Source organism: Ruegeria sp. H4 (genome assembly GCF_056533065.1).
In genome coordinates this window covers 2,128,693-2,145,999 of the sequence record NZ_JBQFOC010000001.1, presented here as the reverse complement: position 1 = coordinate 2,145,999, position 17,307 = coordinate 2,128,693, and the positions used below count along the sequence as shown (strand labels likewise).

The window sequence follows — 17,307 nt, the reverse complement described above, 5'->3', positions numbered from 1 at the left end:
GGAGGTAGATTTGAGAAAGCTCAGGCCGCAGGACGCGATGGATCATGCCCCGCAATGCAACCAACATGCCGGTGGTCGGTGCCACAGCAGCCGCCCAAAACCCGGATGTTCGGAAGTTGCGCCAACAGATCGGCGCTCAGCTGGCCCAGTTCGACCGGATCGCCATCGTCGAGAACCTCTGCCGCGTCGAGCTCCGCGTGACTTTGACGAGAGGCATTGGCGCGAACGCCACCGATCCGAAGCGCCCAGTCTGCACCCGCATCGAGCACGTCGCGAAAATGGTCCGGATGCGCGCAATTAATCATGTAGTAAAGCGGGCCCTCGTTAGTTGCCGCATCCACTTCGGCAATCGCGTCTTGCAGCCTTTGTCCGGATGGCAGCCGGCCATCCGTTTCCAGCGTAAACGCGATGACGACAGGTAGATCGATTTCCTTTGCAGCTTGCACGATCCCGATGGCCTCAGCGGCGTGGGTCAAAGTCATCGCGCTGATCATGTCGACCCCGGCCTTGCCCAAAACCTGAATCTGAGGCGCGTGGATCAGCAGCGCCTCTTGCGCCGAAATCTCGGTATCTGGCGCATAAGCATCGCCTGCTGGCCCAACTAAGCCGTTGATCAGAATGGGGCAACTCTCGGTCTCGTGCCGCGCGCGCAGGTTGGATACGAAGGAAACCGCGCGGGTATTTGTATCCATCACCTGTTTCAGCGTCTGACCCAGCGGTCCGGCCCATGCGGTTCCTGCACGCCAGGTTGGCGCATCCAGAATGAATCCGCGCCCAGTTGATTTCGCAATATCGATGAAACGGGTGAAATATGCGGCCAGATCCGCACGCCCCTGTTCTGTATCCAACAATACGGCAGCAGAAAAACAGGGCAGGTCATAGCCTTTGTCGAAAATCAAAAAAGTCTCCAACCCTCCATCTGAAAGGAAGAAGCGTTGCGTGTCTTTGAAAGCGTTCAGTCGCATCGAAGCAATCCTTGTCCGTTGATGCGAAAGTGGTACTCTTGAACCCGACCGGGCTGATAGTTGCCGCGTGGTTCGGTTGCAGTGGCTAATTTTTTGCTGTCATTTCAGGCAGTAACCCAAAATGTGACCGCCAGGCCAAGCTTGAAGGTCCAGTGAACTGGACTCGCAGTACAGTAGGGAGGGGCGCAATGGATCAAAAACTGGACACACGCAGCCGAATCCTCGACATTGCTGAGGCTTCGGTGCTGGAAAAGGGGTTCGAGGCGACCTCGATCGAAGAAATCGTCGCCGGTGCAGAGATCTCGCGCGGTGGGTTTTTCTATCACTTCAAGGATAAGAACGCTTTGGCGCGGGCCATGCTGGAGCGCTATATCGAAGTCGAGAACAAGCTTTATGATGATCTGTTCGCCCGCGCGCGCGAGTTGAACGACGACCCGCTGCATTGCATGCTGATTGGTCTGAAACTCTTGGCGGAGATGCTGGAAGAAATGCCATCCGGTCACCCTGGATGCGTTATTGCATCAACCGCCTATCAGGATCGACTGTTCGATGAGGGCGTGCGCGAGCTAAACCGTCAGGCCATCCTTGGCTGGCGCAAACGGTTTCGGGCAATGTTCGAAGAGATTGCCGAGATTTACGAGCCGCGTGAAACCGTCAACATGGATGCGCTTGGCGATATGGTCTCTGGCGTGGTCGAGGGAGGGCTTGTGCTGCAACGGGCCTTGCGAGAACACAACAACGCCTCGGAACAAATCATGCTGTTCAGAACTTATCTGAAGCTGCTGTTTGCTCCCAATTAGTGCAGAGGCTAGAGCGTCCAACCTCCGCTCAGCACCATTTGCTCATCCCAGAATTGCTTCGACCTTAGCCAGTGTTGCCGCGTTCACCGCAACACCCTCGGTCTGAGCGACGATACGTTTTGAACCGCGACCGTCCCCTGGCAGATGCGCTCCTTCTTGCGACCGTATCGCCTCGATCAGATTTGAGATCCCGGCATCGAACGCGCCACCTGCGGTTGCGACAGGATCAATCGCTATAAAGAACTGACCGGTTTTTGGCGGGCCGCCTGCGGTTCCTGAAAACGGTGAGGCGTTGATGCCCAGTGTGGCGCCTGTCATTGCGGCGGCCAGAAGCTCGACCATCAGCGCGACGCCAACGCCTTTGTAGCCGCCCGAAGGCGCCATGGACCCCTTGAGGCCGACTTCTGGATCGGTGGTTGGATTGCCGTCGGAATCCAGCGCCCAGCCGACCGGGATCGGCTTGCCTTCGCGTGCGTGTTTCATCACCTCACTTTTGGCGATGGTGCTGGCGCTTTGGTCGATCAATAATGCAGGCTGGCCATCTGGGCCCGGTGCCGCGATTGAGAACGGGTTGGTGCCGACAACGGGTTTTGAGCCTCCTGATGGCGCGATTGATGCCGGGGCGTTGGTAAAGCCCAAACCAACTAGACCAGCCTGAGCCAGACGAAGCGTATGATAGCCCAGAACCCCGCAGTTATAGCTGTTTCGAATGGCCAAGACCGCGACGCCCTGTTCGCGGGCAGCAGGGATCAGCGCCCCGAACCCCGTGTCTATCGCGGAATGCGCAAAGCCGGTGGCGGCATCTACCGCCACAACACCCGGTTTCGGACGCGACAATATCGGCACCGCCATCCCATCGACCTTCCCACATTGCACATGTTCGCAATAGATCGGGATATAGGCCAGCCCGTGACTGGCAACACCATCCGCTTCGGTCGCTGCCGTGGCTTGCGCCAGGGGACGGGCATTCGCCTCAGAGGTCCCGGCTGCCACAAGGGCGCGGAACGACAGGTCTTCGATTTCTGCGAGGGTCAGGGTGCGAGTTTCGGTCACGTGTATCTCTCTTTAGTCATTGTCGGAAAGCCCGGCACCGGCCCCCAGCAAACGGGATTCCTCGGTCGCTGGGGCATAAGTGCGGTGGGCGAAGGTAAGTAGCGTCTCCCAATCCTTTTGGGTCGGAACAGCGCGCGTATGCGGATCGCGGTGTGAAACCGGTTCTGTGCTGCGTTGAACCATAACGCGTTGTGCCGGGGCCGCAGGCATGTCGAGTGCCGATAGAGCAGCGCCATCTGTGATGGAGTGGACCCGATCAATCTCAACCGCGATCACACAATTCAGCGCTCGTGCGGCATAAGACGCAAAAGGCAATATCAAGGCAGGGGCTGCAAGATCATGAATCTCAATCGGGCCTTCGTCCAACATGTGAACACAGTCTGAAAGCAAGGGACCGACTGAAAGCGGACAGAGGGCTGCGTCGCCTGCCCAAACACCCTCGATTTGCTTAGGGCGGTGTAGATCGGGATTGAATGCGTAACCAAGACACAACAAGGTTGCGAGCGATCCGGCCCCATCCAGGCCTTTTTCACAAAGCCATCTTGTCGCCTTAGCCGCTTCCTCGGCCTGACCCCAAGAATAGCCCGCGCCACGGGTGGCGCGTTTGGCGGTCGCCTCCATCTCGTTCAGTGAAAAGCTCATGCAGGTTCCTGCGGATAAACCCAAAGATCAGCGTTTTCAGCCGTCAGCTCTTCGGGATAAGGCGCGCCGGAATACATGCAGATGCGCACCCACCGATCCGAGCGCGGATCGAAATGCGTCGCGCCAAAGAAAGACAGTTTGGCCCGCAACATATCGATGGGCAACACTGCGTCTCCGATCGTATTGTCGCGGATTTCCCCATACGGTGTGGAACGCGCCAGTTGCGCGCGACGGATCGTGTGGCGGTGTTCGGGGTGGCGCAGCAAAAACTCGGCAATGGTCTGGCTGTCATCCCAATCGTTCAGCGCTGCATAAGCCGCAGCGGCATCGCGCGCTGGGGCAAGGGGTTGTTCATACGCCTCGATAGGTTCTTCGAACCGTTCACCCAGTCGGGGTTCCAGCTTTTCTTCGGACACGTACCAGGCGCGGGCACAGTGTTCCCGAGCCGTCCAATCCAGATCAAGCGCCCATCCATATGTTTCTTGGATTAGACCACAGGCTTGGCCGATGGACATTCTGCCATTGATCACAAAAGCCTCGGTCCGGCTGTCCGCCATGCAGGATGTCAACCCGTCAACAAGACCCGGATAGGGTTCGAGGATAAGCGAAGCCACAAACTCCTGCCCTTCCTCACTCAGCGCGGTTTCAGACCAACTGACGAGTCGATCCCACGGACTAACGCCACTCAGGTCATCATCGTCCAGATAGGCCGCAATCGCCTTAAGATCGGCGTTCAAATGCGCGAGTTTTTTGATCTGTATCGGATGTTCAGACTGCCACCATGAAATCGACAGCTGGCTACGACGGAACAGGTTGCGGAACTGATCTACTTCGTCCCGCGTTGCTGTAGCGACCGAGCGGACACGAGCGATCGCCTCTTCCCGTGCCATGATCCAGTTGTTGAACAGAACCGGGTGGTTGACGATGAAGGGGGCCATGCCCAACCCGGTGGAGTTCCCGATCCCCAGCCAACGCGCGATCTCGGGGTCCAGTTGCGCGGCCTGATCGCCGCCTTTGGCATTGGCCATATGCTGTACCAGATCACGCACAAAGGTACGGGTCAGAAACACGGACAGCATCTCAACCTGAAACGGTGCCTGCGCCTCGGGGCGATTGGCGACCCTTTCCCGATCAGCCGCGCCGAATTTGCCCGATCCGTAGACAGCAGTTGTACGCATCAAGTAACCGACCTGATGTATCTGCGACAAATCGGGTTGCTGCCCAGCTGCCAGGGCATCCACAACATGTTTCCACAGCCGGACAGACCGGTTGGCGCGGGACAGGGACAATTCGCTCTCGCTGACGCGTCCGGCCTCTTGCAAGGGCACGTTTCGAGACAAACGGTCGATATCGGCCTGGGTCGGGATGCCATCAAACAGGGTGAAGGTGGCGTCCCAGGCTTCGGCGATTACGCGGTCGGATCGTTGTTCCGGAGGCAGATCATGGGCAAAGGCCACCAGAGAATAGGCCCGTTCCGGCCCCTGCGCTGTATAGACGGCACGGCCAACCCCATTGGCGTCAATGTCAAAAACCGGACGTGTGAAAGACCAATTCTCCTGCGCCAGACGGCGCGTCAGCTGTCGCATGAAGCTTAATCGGCATTGATGCAGCGACCCCAGCCGCGACAGGCGCATGACCGTTGCTGGGTCTCGTCTTTCGATCTGTGTCTCGGTCTGAGTTTCCATCCCATCACCCCTGAGCGACGAAGTTTTCGGCAAAGAACCGGTACCAGTTGCCTCCCATGATCCCGGCCACTTCGTCGCTATTCAAGCCGGTTGCACGCAACCCGTCCTCGATATTGCCAAAGTCACGGTTGTCGTTGAACCAGTGTGGCATCGGGGGGAAACCTGCATTGCTTGCCGACCCTTCGCCATAGTCAATTTCTTTGGTCCAGCGTCCAACGCGCATCCATTCGACCACGCTGTCGGGCTGATCCTGGCACAGGTCCGTGCCGATCCCCAAATGTTCGGCGCCGAACTTCTCAGCCGTCCGTGCGATCATTTCGCAAAAGCTTTCCAGCGTGCAGTCAGACTTGTCTTTCAGGTGATGAGGATAGACCGAAAACCCGAGCATCCCACCATTTTCTGTCACCGCACGGATCACCTCGTCACGCTTGTTGCGCAAAGCGGGTGACCATTCGTGCGGATTAGCGTGAGTGATGGCGATGGGACGCTCGGACAGGTCGGCAGCCTCGATGGTCGACCGATCCGCAGAATGGCTCATGTCGACAACAAGACCTACACGATTCATCTCTTTGATCACCTGCTTGCCCATGCGGGTAATGCCGGTGTCCTCGGCTTCATAGCAACCCGTCGCGAGCAGGGATTGGTTGTTATAGGTCAGCTGCATGAACCGCGCGCCTAGATCATGCAGGATTTCCACCAGGCCGATATCATCTTCGATGGGTGAGGGGTTCTGGAAGCCAAAGAAAACCGCCGTCCTGCCAGTTTCTCGCGCTATGTCGATATCGCTGGCCCAGCGGCCTTTCATGATCAGGTCCGGGTATTGTTCGAACCAGCGGTTCCACTTTTCAAAGTTCAGAACCGTTTCGCGGAAATTCTCATGATAGGCGATGGTGACATGGATCGCGTCCACGCCACCTTCGCGCAACTGCCGAAAGATCTTTTCGGACCAATTGGCGTATTGCAGCCCGTCGATCCGCATCACATCGGCTTTCCAGCGCTGATATAAGCGGTTTTGACCGTGGTGTAGAACTCGGCCGCGGCCTTGCCCTGCTCGCGGGGGCCATACGAGCTATCACCACGGCCACCGAAGGGCACGTGATAATCTGTGCCTGCGGTGGGCAGGTTCACGGTCACCACGCCAGTGAGCGCGTTGCGGCGGAAATGGGTGGCACGCGCCAGGTTCTGCGTGACGATGCCTGAGGTCAGTCCGAAATTGGTGTCATTGACGGTGGCCAGTGCCTCATCATAGCTACCCACCTTGATGACCGATGTCAGCGGCGCAAACATCTCTTCCCGGTTGATGCGTATGTCATTGGTTGTGTTCAGGAACACGCCGGGTGACATGTAATAGCCGTCATGGGGCATGTCCAAACGTTGGCCGCCACAGGCCAGTTCAGCCCCTTCGGCTTTACCCAGATCGACATAAGCCAGGTTTTCTGAGAGCTGCTGTTCGCTGACAACCGGGCCCATCTGGGTGCCATCTTCGAGCGCATGACCAACCTTCATCGCCTGTGTACCAGCGACCAGTTTTTCAACAAAGACATCGTGAATGGCCGAATGCACAATCAGTCGCGACGATGCAGTGCATTTTTGGCCGGTGCCCCCAAAAGCCCCACCCAAAGCCAGCGAGACGGCAAGGTCGAGATCGGCGTCATCCATCACAGCCAGCGCGTTCTTGGACCCCATCTCCATCTGCACTTTGGTAAGGTTCTGAATGGCTGCCGAGGCGATTCCTTTGCCCACCGGAACCGAACCGGTGAACGAGATGGCGTTGACCTTGGGGCTTTCGACCAACCGCTGACCAATCGACCGACCCGAGCCCATCACGAGGCTGAACAGGCCCTTGGGAATGTCCTGACGGTTGATGATTTCGGCCAGGGCGACGGCCGAGGCCGGGGTGATGTTGGCAGGCTTCCAGACCACAGCGTTGCCATAGCACAGCGCCGGGGCGATCTTCCATGACGCGGTTGCGGTCGGGAAGTTCCAGGGGCTGATCACGGCGACGACGCCAACGGCCTCGCGGCGCACATCAATTTCGATATCCGGGCGCACGGAATCGGCGTTCTCACCAATCTGGCGCAGGCATTCGGCGGCATAGTAGGTAAAGAACTGACCGGCCCGGAATACCTCGCCCTTGCCTTCGGCGAGCGGCTTTCCTTCCTCGCGGCTAAGAAGCGTGCCCAATTCTTCGGCGCGGGCCATCAGTTCATTGCCGATATTCATCAGAACGGTCTGCTTGCGCTCCAGCCCATAGGCGGCCCATTCGGCCTGCGCTACACGCGCCTGGTCCAGCGTCGCTTCCAGCTGATCAGCACTGGCCTGTGCGTAGTGTCCGATCACGTCGGACAGATCAGACGGGTTGCGGTTTTCGATTTCGCTTTCGCCGGCCAGCCATTCGCCGGCGATCAGGTTCAGATTGGTCACAATGGGCCCCAGCTCAAAGAAAGTTTGATGCAGAATGGACTCGGCGGGCAACATCAGTCAAACTCAAATAAGTTAACCTGACTTCAGAAAAGCTGAAATATGGCCATAAAAATTGAAATGCTGCGCTGTTTCTGTGCCGTTGCGCAAACCGGCAACCTGTCCGAAGCCGCCGACAGGCTGGGGCGCACGCAATCGGCTGTTTCGATGACCCTCAAGCAATTCGAAAGCCATCTGGGCAAGAAGCTGTTTGTCGGTGAACGTAAAAACCACCTGTCCGCACTGGGTGAGCAGGTATTCGAGATTGCCCAGAAACAGGTGCGCCAGTTCGACCAGACCGTGCAGTCGATCGAGGCCGCGGCAGATGCCTCTCACGGGTTGATCCGCATCGCATCGGTCCCTTCGGTTGCGGCGCTGATCTTCCCTTCGGTCCTCGAACACATGACACAGCGGTTTCCGGGCGTGAAGGTCGAGCTGCGGGATACAGACACGCAACAGGTCCTGGACGCGCTATCGGAAGGCAAAGCCGATATAGGCATAGCATCGGGCTTCCATCCGCTCAAAGGCATCAACGCGATCCCCTTGTTCGAAGACCAGTTTGGTCTGGTCTGCGCCTCGGACCATCCCTTGATGGCGCAACCTGAACTGCCGACTGTTGAGGATGTGATTGCCGCCTCATTCGTTCGCAATGCACTCTGCGATCTGATCCAGACGCCAAAGTTTGTGACGGCCATTGCCGACGCCGAGGTCACCATTCACAACACCCATTCGCTGATCACCATGGTTCGCACTGGCAAATGGGTCACCATATTGCCCCAAACCGTTGCGCGCTTCATCCCGGAAACCACAGCGTTCCGCTTGCTGTCTGACCTGCCGGACAAGCGACAGGTGTATCTGTACAAAAAAGAAAAATCACGGTTCAAACAGCTGACCAACGAATGCAGCGCCTTCATTCTAAGCCAAAAACTGGGCTGAGACGCTAACACGGCGATCCGACATCAGGTCGCAAAAAGACAAGTCTAGACCGCATTTCATCTAAGCCATCCTCTCTCGAATCGCGCATGTTGTTTTCAAACTGACACGAGTGAGCCATGCAATACTCCGGATTTCGGATCATCAAAGAAGCGTTGACTGGGCACAAAGGCTGGCGATCAGCCTGGCGCGATCCCGAGCCCAAAAGCGAATATGACATCATCGTCGTGGGTGGCGGCGGCCACGGGTTGGCCACCGCTTACTATCTGGCCAAGGAATTCGGCGAGGCGCGGATCGCCGTGCTGGAAAAAGGCTGGATCGGCGGCGGCAACGTTGGGCGAAACACAACCATCATCCGCTCGAATTATCTGCTGGATGGGAATGAGCCTTTCTATGAATTCTCGCTGAAACTGTGGGAAGGGTTGGAACAGGATTTCAATTTCAATGCCATGGTCAGCCAGCGCGGTATTCTGAACCTTGTGCATACCGACGCGCAAGTCGATGCGGCGCGGCGGCGGGGCAATGCGATGATCCTGAACGGCTCGGATGCCGAGTTGTTGGACACCGAAGGCGTTCGCGCCATGTACCCGTTCTTGAACTTCAACAACGCGCGGTTCCCGATCAAAGGTGGCCTGCTGCATCGGCGTGGCGGCACAGTGCGCCACGACGCGGTGGCCTGGGGCTATGCGCGCGGCGCAGATATGCGTGGCGTGGATATCATTCAGAACTGCGAGGTCACGGGCTTTCGCATTGAAAATGGCCGGGTATTGGGGGTTGAGACCTCACGCGGGTATATCGGGGCCAAGAAAGTCGGCGTGGCCGTTGCGGGCTCGTCCAGTCGGGTGATGCAGAAGGCGGGGATGCGTTTGCCCATCGAAAGCCATGTGCTGCAGGCGTTTGTGTCCGAAGGGCTGAAACCGATAATCCCGGGTGTGATCACCTATGGTGCCGGGCATTTCTACCTGAGCCAATCCGACAAGGGCGGTCTGGTCTTTGGCGGCGATATCGACATGTACAACACCTATGCACAACGCGGTAACCTTCCGGTGATCGAGCATGTCGTGGAAAGCGGCATCTCACTGATCCCGGCCCTGGGCCGGGTGCGTCTTTTGCGGGCCTGGGGCGGTGTGATGGACATGTCGATGGATGGTTCACCATTCATTGATCGCACCGGGATCGATGGGCTCTATTTCAATGGCGGCTGGTGCTATGGAGGCTTCAAGGCTACGCCAGCCTCGGGCTGGTGCTTTGCGCATTTGCTGTCGACAGACCGCCCGCATGAGGTGGCGACAGCCTATCGTCTGGATCGGTTCCGCACCGGGCACATGATTGATGAACGAGGGGCGGGCGCGCAGCCCAACCTGCATTGAGGGAGCCGACATATGATTATCGAACATCCTCTTCTCGGCCCCCGCGATGCGCAGGAATTCGTGTATCTGGGCGACGCGGCGTTGATCAACCGACCCGACTGGCAGGCCGATAACGCGGACGAAGCGTTTCATGACTATCTCTACTTGCGCGATAACCCGGCGGGTGAGCATCGGGAGCTTTGGTATCATGAACAAGGTGACCGGTCGTGGCTGGTGGTCACGCGCAACACGCTGACTCATGAAATTACCAAAGTTGAACTGGCCCGCGACGTGGCCCGGGCACAGGGGCGCGGCAGATGAGCAGACAGATCAATCGATTGAAGGGTGGTCTGGTCGACCACGGGCAGAGCCTGAGCTTCACTTTTGATGGCAAAAACTATCAGGGGCTTGCAGGCGATACGCTGGCCTCGGCCTTGCTGGCCAATGGCGAGCGCCTGATGGGCCGATCCTTCAAATACCACCGTCCGCGCGGTGTGCTGACCGCCGGGTCAGAAGAACCCAACGCGCTGGTCGAACTGCGCCAAGGCGGGCGGCAGGAGCCAAATACACGCGCGACTGTGGCTGAGCTATATGATGGGCTTGAGGCGCAGTCTCAGAACCGGTGGCCGTCACTGCAACGCGACGTGATGGCGGTCAACGATCTGTTCAGCAACTTCCTGACGGCGGGCTTTTACTACAAAACCTTCATGTGGCCCAAGGCGTTTTGGGAGAAGCTGTACGAGCCCATCATCCGCCACGCCGCCGGGCTGGGCAGCGTGTCGGGCGAAGATGATCCAGACCTATATGACAAAGGCTTCCTTCATTGCGATCTGCTCGTGATCGGCGCAGGTCCTGCGGGTCTATCTGCCGCCCTGACGGCAGGCCGTGCCGGGGCGCGGGTCATTCTGGCGGATGAAGATTTTGCCCTGGGTGGACGGCTGAACTCCGAGAGTTTTGCCATCAGTGACATAGCGGGGTCAGCTTGGGCGGCTCAAACCGTGGCCGAACTCATGTCTATGGACAATGTCCGCTTGTTGCCGCGCACCACGGTGATCGGGGCATTCGACCACGGCATCTACGGCGCAGTTGAACGGATCGCGGACCACAAACCGCAGCCCGGAGCGGCCGAGCCGCGTCAGATCTTCTGGCGGATCTATTCGAAACGGGCGGTTCTGTGTGCAGGTGCTACCGAGCGCCCCATCGCTTTCCCGAACAATGATCGACCAGGCATCATGATGGCGGCTGCTGTGCGCTCGTATGCCAATCGCTGGGCGGTGACGCCGCATGAACGGGTGGCGGTCTTCACCAATAACGATGACGGGCATCGCACCGCTGCGGACCTTATGGCAAAGGGCGTTAATGTTGCCGCGGTGATCGACACGCGAGCCGATGCGCCAGCGGTCACGGGTGCCGAGCTGTTTGCCGGGGCTCAGGTCATTGGCAGCAAAGGGCGGCTCGGCCTTGAGACCATTACGATCCAAACGCAGCAAGGCTTTACCACGGATGTTATCTGCGGTGCGCTTGCTGTTTCGGGCGGCTGGAATCCGAACGTTCATCTGACGTGCCATCAGCGTGGGCGGCCTGAGTGGAACGAGGCTCTGGCTGCGTTTGTGCCGGGTGAATCTCTTCCGGTTGGCCTGTCTGTGGCTGGTGCAGCCGCAGGCGCACTGTCGACCCATGGCGCGCTGGAAACCGGGGCCGCCCGTGCAGTCGAGGCGCTGGCTGATCTGGGCATTCAGACCACGCCGGGCGATCTGCCGGAAGCCGAGGATGCGCCGGTCAACCTGGAGCCCTTCTGGTATGTGAAAGACGGCAAAGGCCGGGCCTGGATCGACCAGCAGAACGACGTGACCGTCAAGGATGTGAAACTGGCGCATCAAGAGAACTATGTCTCGGTCGAGCATCTGAAACGCTATACGACCCTTGGGATGGCAACCGATCAGGGCAAGACCTCGAATATGGGCGGTCTGGCGGTGATGGCCGAGATGACCGGCAAGTCGATCCCCGAGACCGGGACGACGATTTTCCGACCACCCTATACGCCGGTGGCCATGGGGACGCTAGCCGGACGCGCCATTGGCAAGCATTTCCATCCAACCCGCGAGACCCCAAGCCACAAATGGGCAGTCGAGCAGGGCGCGGTATTCACGGAAGCGGGCGACTGGCTGCGTGCGCAGTGGTATCCGCGCAAGGGCGAAACCCATTGGCGGCAGTCGGTGGATCGCGAGGTTCTGGCGACCCGCAACTCGGTCGGCATCTGCGATGTGACCACGCTGGGCAAGATCGACGTGCAAGGTGCGGATGCGGCGGAGTTTCTGAACAAGATCTACTCGAACGGTTTCGCCAAACTGCCTGTCGGCAAGGTGCGTTATGGTCTGATGTTGCGTGAGGATGGGATCGCCTATGACGACGGCACCGCCGCGCGGTTTTCCGAGGATCATTTCGTTGTCACCACAACCACGGCAAACGCAGTTTTGGTCTATCGCCAGATGGAATTTGCGCGGCAATGTCTGTGGCCCGATCTGGATGTTCAACTGATCTCAACCACCGAGGCCTGGGCGCAATATGCTGTTGCCGGGCCAAATTCGCGCAAGCTGCTGCAAAAACTGGTTGATGCCGAGTTCGACATCTCAAACGACGCCTTCCCGTTCATGGCCTGCAGCGAAATCACGGTCTGCGGCGGCTGCCGCGCGCGGCTGTTCCGTATCTCGTTCAGCGGTGAGCTGGCCTATGAGATCGCGGTGCCGACCCGCTATGGTGACGCCCTGATCCGGGCGCTGATGGAGGCAGGAGAAGAGTTTGATGTGACCCCCTATGGCACCGAAGCCCTGGGTGTTATGCGGATCGAAAAAGGTCACGCGACAGGCAATGAGATCAATGGCACGACAACGGCGCTGAACCTCGGCCTTGGGCGGATGGTCAGCAAGAAGAAAGACTGTATCGGCAATACGCTCAGCGAACGGGGCGGGTTGAATGAACCGGACGCGTTGCGATTGGTGGGGCTGAAACCGGTCAATGCCACACAACCCGTCACTGCGGGTGGGCATCTGATGAACAAGGATGGGCCGGTCGATGCAGCTCATGATCAGGGCTATGTCACCTCGGCGGCGTATTCGCCAAACCTGGGTTCCTCGATTGGGCTTGGTTTCCTGAAAAACGGGGCTGACCGGATAGGAGAAGTCATCCGTCTGGTTAATCCTCTGGAAGGGTCCGAGACTGAGGTTGAGGTCGTCAGCGCCCATTTTGTTGATCCGCAAGGGGAGCGTCTTCGTGCATAAACTGAAAGCCATCACCGCACTGGGTGCGCGTGAACCAAAGGTGTCGACCATTGGCGATATCACCCTGAGCGAGGTTGCCGACCGCGCTTTGGCTTCCGTGTCAATGCGATTGGGTCAGGATGCCAAATTCGCCAAACGGGCAAAAGACACGCTAGGGATCGAACTCCCTAACCCTGGGGGCGCAGAGGTCGGTTCGCCGTACTCCGCCTTTTGGATTGGTCCTGACAGTTGGATGATCGACGCGAGCTATGCTTCACATCACGCCATTGCCGCAGACCTCAAATCTGCCTTGCAGGACACGGCCTCGGTGGTTGAACAAACCGATGGCTGGTGCCGGTTTGATGTAGCAGGCGCCTCTGTCTGCGATCTGTACGAGCGGCTGTGCAACGTAGATATTCGCGTTATGCAGGCCCAGAAAGCGACCCGTTGCGCCATTCATCACATTGGCTGCTACCTGTGGTGCATCGAAGCCGGAACACGCTTTGCGGTTTTGGGGCCAAGGTCCTCGGCAGGTTCGCTGTATCACGCATTGGAAGAGGCGGCGCAGTCGATCGGGGGGCGCTAAACCGCATTCAGTGCAGGAAGCTGTCGCGCGTATGCCGGAACTGATTACGCGCCTGACGATCCTGGCGGGGTGAGGCGCCAAATTGCTCGGCATATTGCCGCGACATCGAGGTCGGGTTGGTATAGCCAACCGCCTGCGCGATGGATGTGAGCGAATCCTGCGTATAGATCACCAGTTGCCGTGCCGCGCGCAGGCGCAGCTGCCGATAGTATTCACCAGGGCTTTGGCCCACCGCTTGGCGAAAGCTGCGCTCAAGATGGCGGGCCGATACGCCAACCTGCTGCGCGATTTCGCGCGTTGTCAGCGGAAACTCAAGGTTCTCGGAAAACAGTCGAACCGCATGTGAGACCACGGTTGGTAGATGATCAGCGGTTTCATCGGTCTGAAAGGTCGGGGTTTTCTGGCGGATATTCGGGCTGCGGATCGCGGGATGCTGGAACCAGCACGCAACCTCGGTCATGATTGCATCACCCAAAGTGGTTTCTATCATATGCAACGTGAGATCAAAGGCCGCTGCCGCGCCTGAAGCGGTAAAGCTGCGTTGGTTCACGGCAATCACATCATTGCTGACCTCGATCTGAGGAAAAGCGTGCTCGAACGCGGTGCGATAAAGCCAATGGACCGAACAGGTTTGTCCGTCCAGCACACCGGACTTGGCCAGTGGAAAGACTCCTCCGCTGATTGCGCATAGCCTGGTGCCGTGGCGCGACAGGTAGCGCAGCTTGGCGGACACGTCATTTGGCGCATTAAACTGTCCGTCGGGTTCGGACAAGACAACAAGAAAATCAACGCTTTCTATAGCGTTCAACGCGCCGCCAGCTTGAAACTGAATGCCTGCACTACAATCAACCGACGCGCCATCCTCGGAATACAGTGTCCAAACAAACAGTTTTCTCTGTGCGATTTCATTGGCCGCGCGCAACGGTTCGATCACTGATGACAGACAGGCCATCGGAAAGCTGGGCAGCAGAAGAAAGCCGACGGAAATCTCTTCGCGCCCTTCCAGGCCCAGGTCTTTCAGGGGTGGCGCTGTTTGGGGCATGTCAGCCTCCGTTACTCGTAGTCTGGGCCTAAACGTCACAAGACTGTGTCGGCTTTATACCTAGATGCAAAAAATATTCCCCTCAAGACCATCTACCCAAGGTAGACCACTATGTGACATGGTTGGGCGTGGCTAACAAATAACATCAATGGAGCGGAAATAACTTTGGCTAAGATAAGCGAAGACAACGCGACCCTTTCGCAGAATCCGCACCGGCTGCGCGACAGCGGTGAGAAGAACCTCGAAACCGCGATTGGCCGCGAAATCAAAGCGCTTCGATTGCAACAGGGAACTACGATATCCGAGTTATCTGCCCTGACAGGCTTGTCGATCAGTATGCTGTCCAAGATTGAAAACGGGGCAACGTCGCCTTCTCTGAGCACATTGCAAGCACTGGCAGATGCGCTGAGTGCCCCGATTACGTCGTTCTTTCGCCGCTACGAGGAAACCAGAAACGCCGTGCACACCAAAGCAGGCGAGGGGGCCGAGACCGAGCGGGCCGGAACGCGGGCCGGGCATCAGTATAACCTGCTGGGACATCTGGGCGCGAATGGCAGCGGCGTTGTGGTTGAACCCTATTTGATTACGCTGACCGAGGAATCAGACCGTTTCCCAACCTTTCAGCATGACGGGATCGAGATGCTGTACATGCTGGAGGGTGAGGTCGACTATCGCCATGGCGATGAAATCTACCCACTCAAACCCGGCGATACGTTGTTCTTTGATGCCGATGCACCTCATGGGCCGGAGGTTCTGGTGAAACTACCCGCGAAATATCTGTCGATCATCTCATATCCTCAAACCGGCTAAATCCGGCCTTCAATTTTCGTGGATCGCGTTGAAGCGTCTGAGATTTTAGCAACTCAATTATTCCTGTCAGGAATATTAATTTCTTGGTGTTGCTATTAGTGAGGCGCGCTGCTATCTTCCGTTCGACAGAATTTCGGAGGATCAAGCGGATGTGCGGAATTGTCGGTCTGTTTCTCAAAGACAAAACGCTGGAACCTGAGCTGGGGACAATGCTGACGGATATGCTGGTCACAATGACCGACCGCGGCCCGGACAGTGCCGGTATCGCCATATACGGAACCGAGGCCGATGGGCGCGCAAAGCTGACGGTTCAGTCGGATGTACCTGATCAGGATTTTCCAACCCTGGCCGCCGATCTTGGTACCGCAATCGGCACCGATATCTCGCTGCGGGCGAATGACACTCATGCGGTTCTGAGCCTTGAGAGCGCTAAAGTCGAACAGGCCCGCCAAACCGTGCGAGAGCTGCGTCCGGGCCTGCGCGTCATGTCGGACGGCGAAGCGATTGAGATCTATAAAGAGGTTGGGTTGCCTCAGGATGTTGCGGATCGTTTCGGGCTTACAAAAATGGGCGGCAGCCACGGTATCGGGCATACTCGTATGGCCACCGAATCCGCCGTCACCACGGAAGGGGCCCATCCCTTCAACACGGGCGCAGATCAGTGCCTTGTTCATAACGGCTCACTGTCCAACCACAACGCGCTGCGCCGAAAGCTGAAGCGTGAAGGCGTGCGGGTCGAGTCGATGAACGATACCGAGGTTGGCGCGGCCTACCTGACCTGGAAGATGCAGAACGGGGCAACGCTGGGCGAAGCGCTGGAAAGCAGTCTGCAAGACCTCGATGGGTTCTTCACCTTTGTTGTTGGAACCAAGGACGGGTTTGGTGTCGTCCGCGATCCGATCGCGTGCAAACCTGCAGTGATGGCCGAGACCGATCAATACGTGGCCTTTGGCAGCGAATATCGCGCGCTGGTAAACTTGCCGGGCATCCAAGCCGCCAAGGTCTGGGAGCCTGAACCCGCAACCGTCTATTTCTGGAGCCACTAGCATGCAGGTCTATGATGTCGAAGAAAGCGGTCTGCGCGGCTTGAACGCGGCCTTGCAGGCACAAAGCACTGAGACCAACCAGACCAGCTGGGAGGTGCAGAACCCCAAGGGCAGCCACGCTATTGCGGTGGGTCTGGATGCCCCGATTGAGGTCACGGTCAAAGGGTCCACAGGATATTATTGCGCGGGCATGAACCAGCAGGCGACCATTTTGGTCGAGGGCTCTGTAGGGCCGGGCGTCGCTGAGAATATGATGTCAGGCACCGTGATCATTGACGGCGATGCCAGCCAATATGCGGGCGCAACCGGGCATGGCGGGCTGCTGGTGATCAAGGGCAACGCGAGCTCACGCTGCGGGATCTCGATGAAGGGCATCGACATCGTGGTGCATGGCAATATCGGCCATATGTCGGCCTTCATGGCGCAGGCGGGGAACCTCGTGGTTTGTGGTGATGCGGGCGATGCGCTTGGCGATTCACTCTATGAAGCAAGGCTGTTCGTTCGTGGCTCGGTCAAAAGCCTGGGCGCGGACTGCGTCGAGAAAGAGATGCGTCCTGAACATCTGGAGATTCTGAAGGATTTGCTGGACCGCGCAGGCAGTGACGCCAAGCCCGAAGAGTTCAGGCGCTATGGCTCGGGTCGCAAGCTCTATAACTTTGACCTCGACAACGCCTATTAA

The 17,307-nt window shown here is 58.1% G+C and carries 16 protein-coding genes; 9 read left to right on the top strand and 7 right to left on the bottom strand.

Annotation, left to right across the window (positions count from 1 at the left end):
* Nucleotides 1-20: 20 nt before the first annotated feature.
* Nucleotides 21-965 (bottom strand): homocysteine S-methyltransferase family protein, encoded by a 945-nt coding sequence (locus ACR0KG_RS10465; RefSeq protein WP_480827216.1) that lies wholly within the window; start codon nucleotides 963-965, stop codon nucleotides 21-23.
* 188 nt (nucleotides 966-1,153) lie between these two features.
* On the opposite strand from ACR0KG_RS10465, the gene ACR0KG_RS10460 reads away from it, so the two are divergent.
* A complete protein-coding gene (locus ACR0KG_RS10460) occupies nucleotides 1,154-1,765 on the top strand; it encodes a TetR/AcrR family transcriptional regulator (protein WP_480549610.1) in 612 nt (203 codons plus the stop codon).
* A 42-nt stretch (nucleotides 1,766-1,807) separates the two neighbouring features.
* On the opposite strand, the gene ACR0KG_RS10455 is transcribed toward ACR0KG_RS10460, so the two are convergent.
* From ACR0KG_RS10455 to ACR0KG_RS10435, 5 genes are read right to left on the bottom strand one after another with little or no spacing between them, the layout of a single operon-like run.
* Entirely contained in the window at nucleotides 1,808-2,818 is a 1,011-nt protein-coding gene (locus ACR0KG_RS10455) for an Ldh family oxidoreductase (RefSeq protein ID WP_480549608.1), read from the bottom strand.
* Between the two features lie 12 nt (nucleotides 2,819-2,830).
* Nucleotides 2,831-3,460, bottom strand: coding sequence for a DUF3726 domain-containing protein (locus tag ACR0KG_RS10450; protein WP_480827215.1), 630 nt, complete (start codon nucleotides 3,458-3,460; stop codon nucleotides 2,831-2,833).
* The gene (locus tag ACR0KG_RS10445; protein WP_480827214.1) at nucleotides 3,457-5,145 is read right to left on the bottom strand and encodes a hypothetical protein; all 1,689 of its coding nucleotides are present in this window, start codon (nucleotides 5,143-5,145) and stop codon (nucleotides 3,457-3,459) included. The genes ACR0KG_RS10450 and ACR0KG_RS10445 overlap by 4 nt, the downstream gene beginning before the upstream one ends.
* 4 nt (nucleotides 5,146-5,149) lie before the next feature.
* Nucleotides 5,150-6,124, bottom strand: coding sequence for a membrane dipeptidase (locus tag ACR0KG_RS10440; RefSeq protein WP_480544778.1), 975 nt, complete (start codon nucleotides 6,122-6,124; stop codon nucleotides 5,150-5,152).
* Complete coding sequence (locus tag ACR0KG_RS10435; RefSeq protein ID WP_480827213.1) at nucleotides 6,124-7,623, bottom strand: aldehyde dehydrogenase family protein; 1,500 nt, start codon at nucleotides 7,621-7,623, stop codon at nucleotides 6,124-6,126. Before ACR0KG_RS10435 ends, ACR0KG_RS10440 begins: the two co-directional genes overlap by 1 nt.
* 45 nt (nucleotides 7,624-7,668) lie before the next feature.
* Between ACR0KG_RS10435 and ACR0KG_RS10430 the strand changes: the two genes are divergently transcribed.
* The 5 genes from ACR0KG_RS10430 (at nucleotide 7,669) to ACR0KG_RS10410 (ending at nucleotide 13,730) form a co-directional block, all read left to right on the top strand.
* The gene (locus ACR0KG_RS10430) at nucleotides 7,669-8,541 is read left to right on the top strand and encodes a LysR family transcriptional regulator (protein ID WP_170535202.1); all 873 of its coding nucleotides are present in this window, start codon (nucleotides 7,669-7,671) and stop codon (nucleotides 8,539-8,541) included.
* Between the two features lie 116 nt (nucleotides 8,542-8,657).
* Entirely contained in the window at nucleotides 8,658-9,908 is a 1,251-nt protein-coding gene (locus ACR0KG_RS10425) for a sarcosine oxidase subunit beta family protein (protein WP_480827212.1), read from the top strand.
* 12 nt (nucleotides 9,909-9,920) lie between these two features.
* Complete coding sequence (locus ACR0KG_RS10420; RefSeq protein WP_480827211.1) at nucleotides 9,921-10,208, top strand: sarcosine oxidase subunit delta; 288 nt, start codon at nucleotides 9,921-9,923, stop codon at nucleotides 10,206-10,208.
* Entirely contained in the window at nucleotides 10,205-13,165 is a 2,961-nt protein-coding gene (locus ACR0KG_RS10415; protein WP_480827210.1) for a sarcosine oxidase subunit alpha family protein, read from the top strand. Before ACR0KG_RS10420 ends, ACR0KG_RS10415 begins: the two co-directional genes overlap by 4 nt.
* On the top strand, nucleotides 13,158-13,730 hold the full coding sequence (locus tag ACR0KG_RS10410) for a sarcosine oxidase subunit gamma (protein WP_480827209.1): 573 nt from the start codon (nucleotides 13,158-13,160) through the stop codon (nucleotides 13,728-13,730). The genes ACR0KG_RS10415 and ACR0KG_RS10410 overlap by 8 nt, the downstream gene beginning before the upstream one ends.
* A gap of 7 nt (nucleotides 13,731-13,737) precedes the next feature.
* Here the strand turns inward: ACR0KG_RS10410 and ACR0KG_RS10405 are convergent, their stop codons facing one another.
* Entirely contained in the window at nucleotides 13,738-14,772 is a 1,035-nt protein-coding gene (locus ACR0KG_RS10405; RefSeq protein WP_480827208.1) for a GlxA family transcriptional regulator, read from the bottom strand.
* A 165-nt stretch (nucleotides 14,773-14,937) separates the two neighbouring features.
* Between ACR0KG_RS10405 and ACR0KG_RS10400 the strand changes: the two genes are divergently transcribed.
* From ACR0KG_RS10400 to ACR0KG_RS10390, 3 genes are all read left to right on the top strand, one after another.
* Nucleotides 14,938-15,582, top strand: coding sequence for a helix-turn-helix domain-containing protein (locus ACR0KG_RS10400; RefSeq protein ID WP_480549592.1), 645 nt, complete (start codon nucleotides 14,938-14,940; stop codon nucleotides 15,580-15,582).
* Between the two features lie 149 nt (nucleotides 15,583-15,731).
* On the top strand, nucleotides 15,732-16,628 hold the full coding sequence (locus tag ACR0KG_RS10395; RefSeq protein WP_480827207.1) for a class II glutamine amidotransferase: 897 nt from the start codon (nucleotides 15,732-15,734) through the stop codon (nucleotides 16,626-16,628).
* Between the two features lies 1 nt (nucleotide 16,629).
* Entirely contained in the window at nucleotides 16,630-17,307 is a 678-nt protein-coding gene (locus ACR0KG_RS10390) for a protein GlxC (RefSeq protein WP_480827206.1), read from the top strand.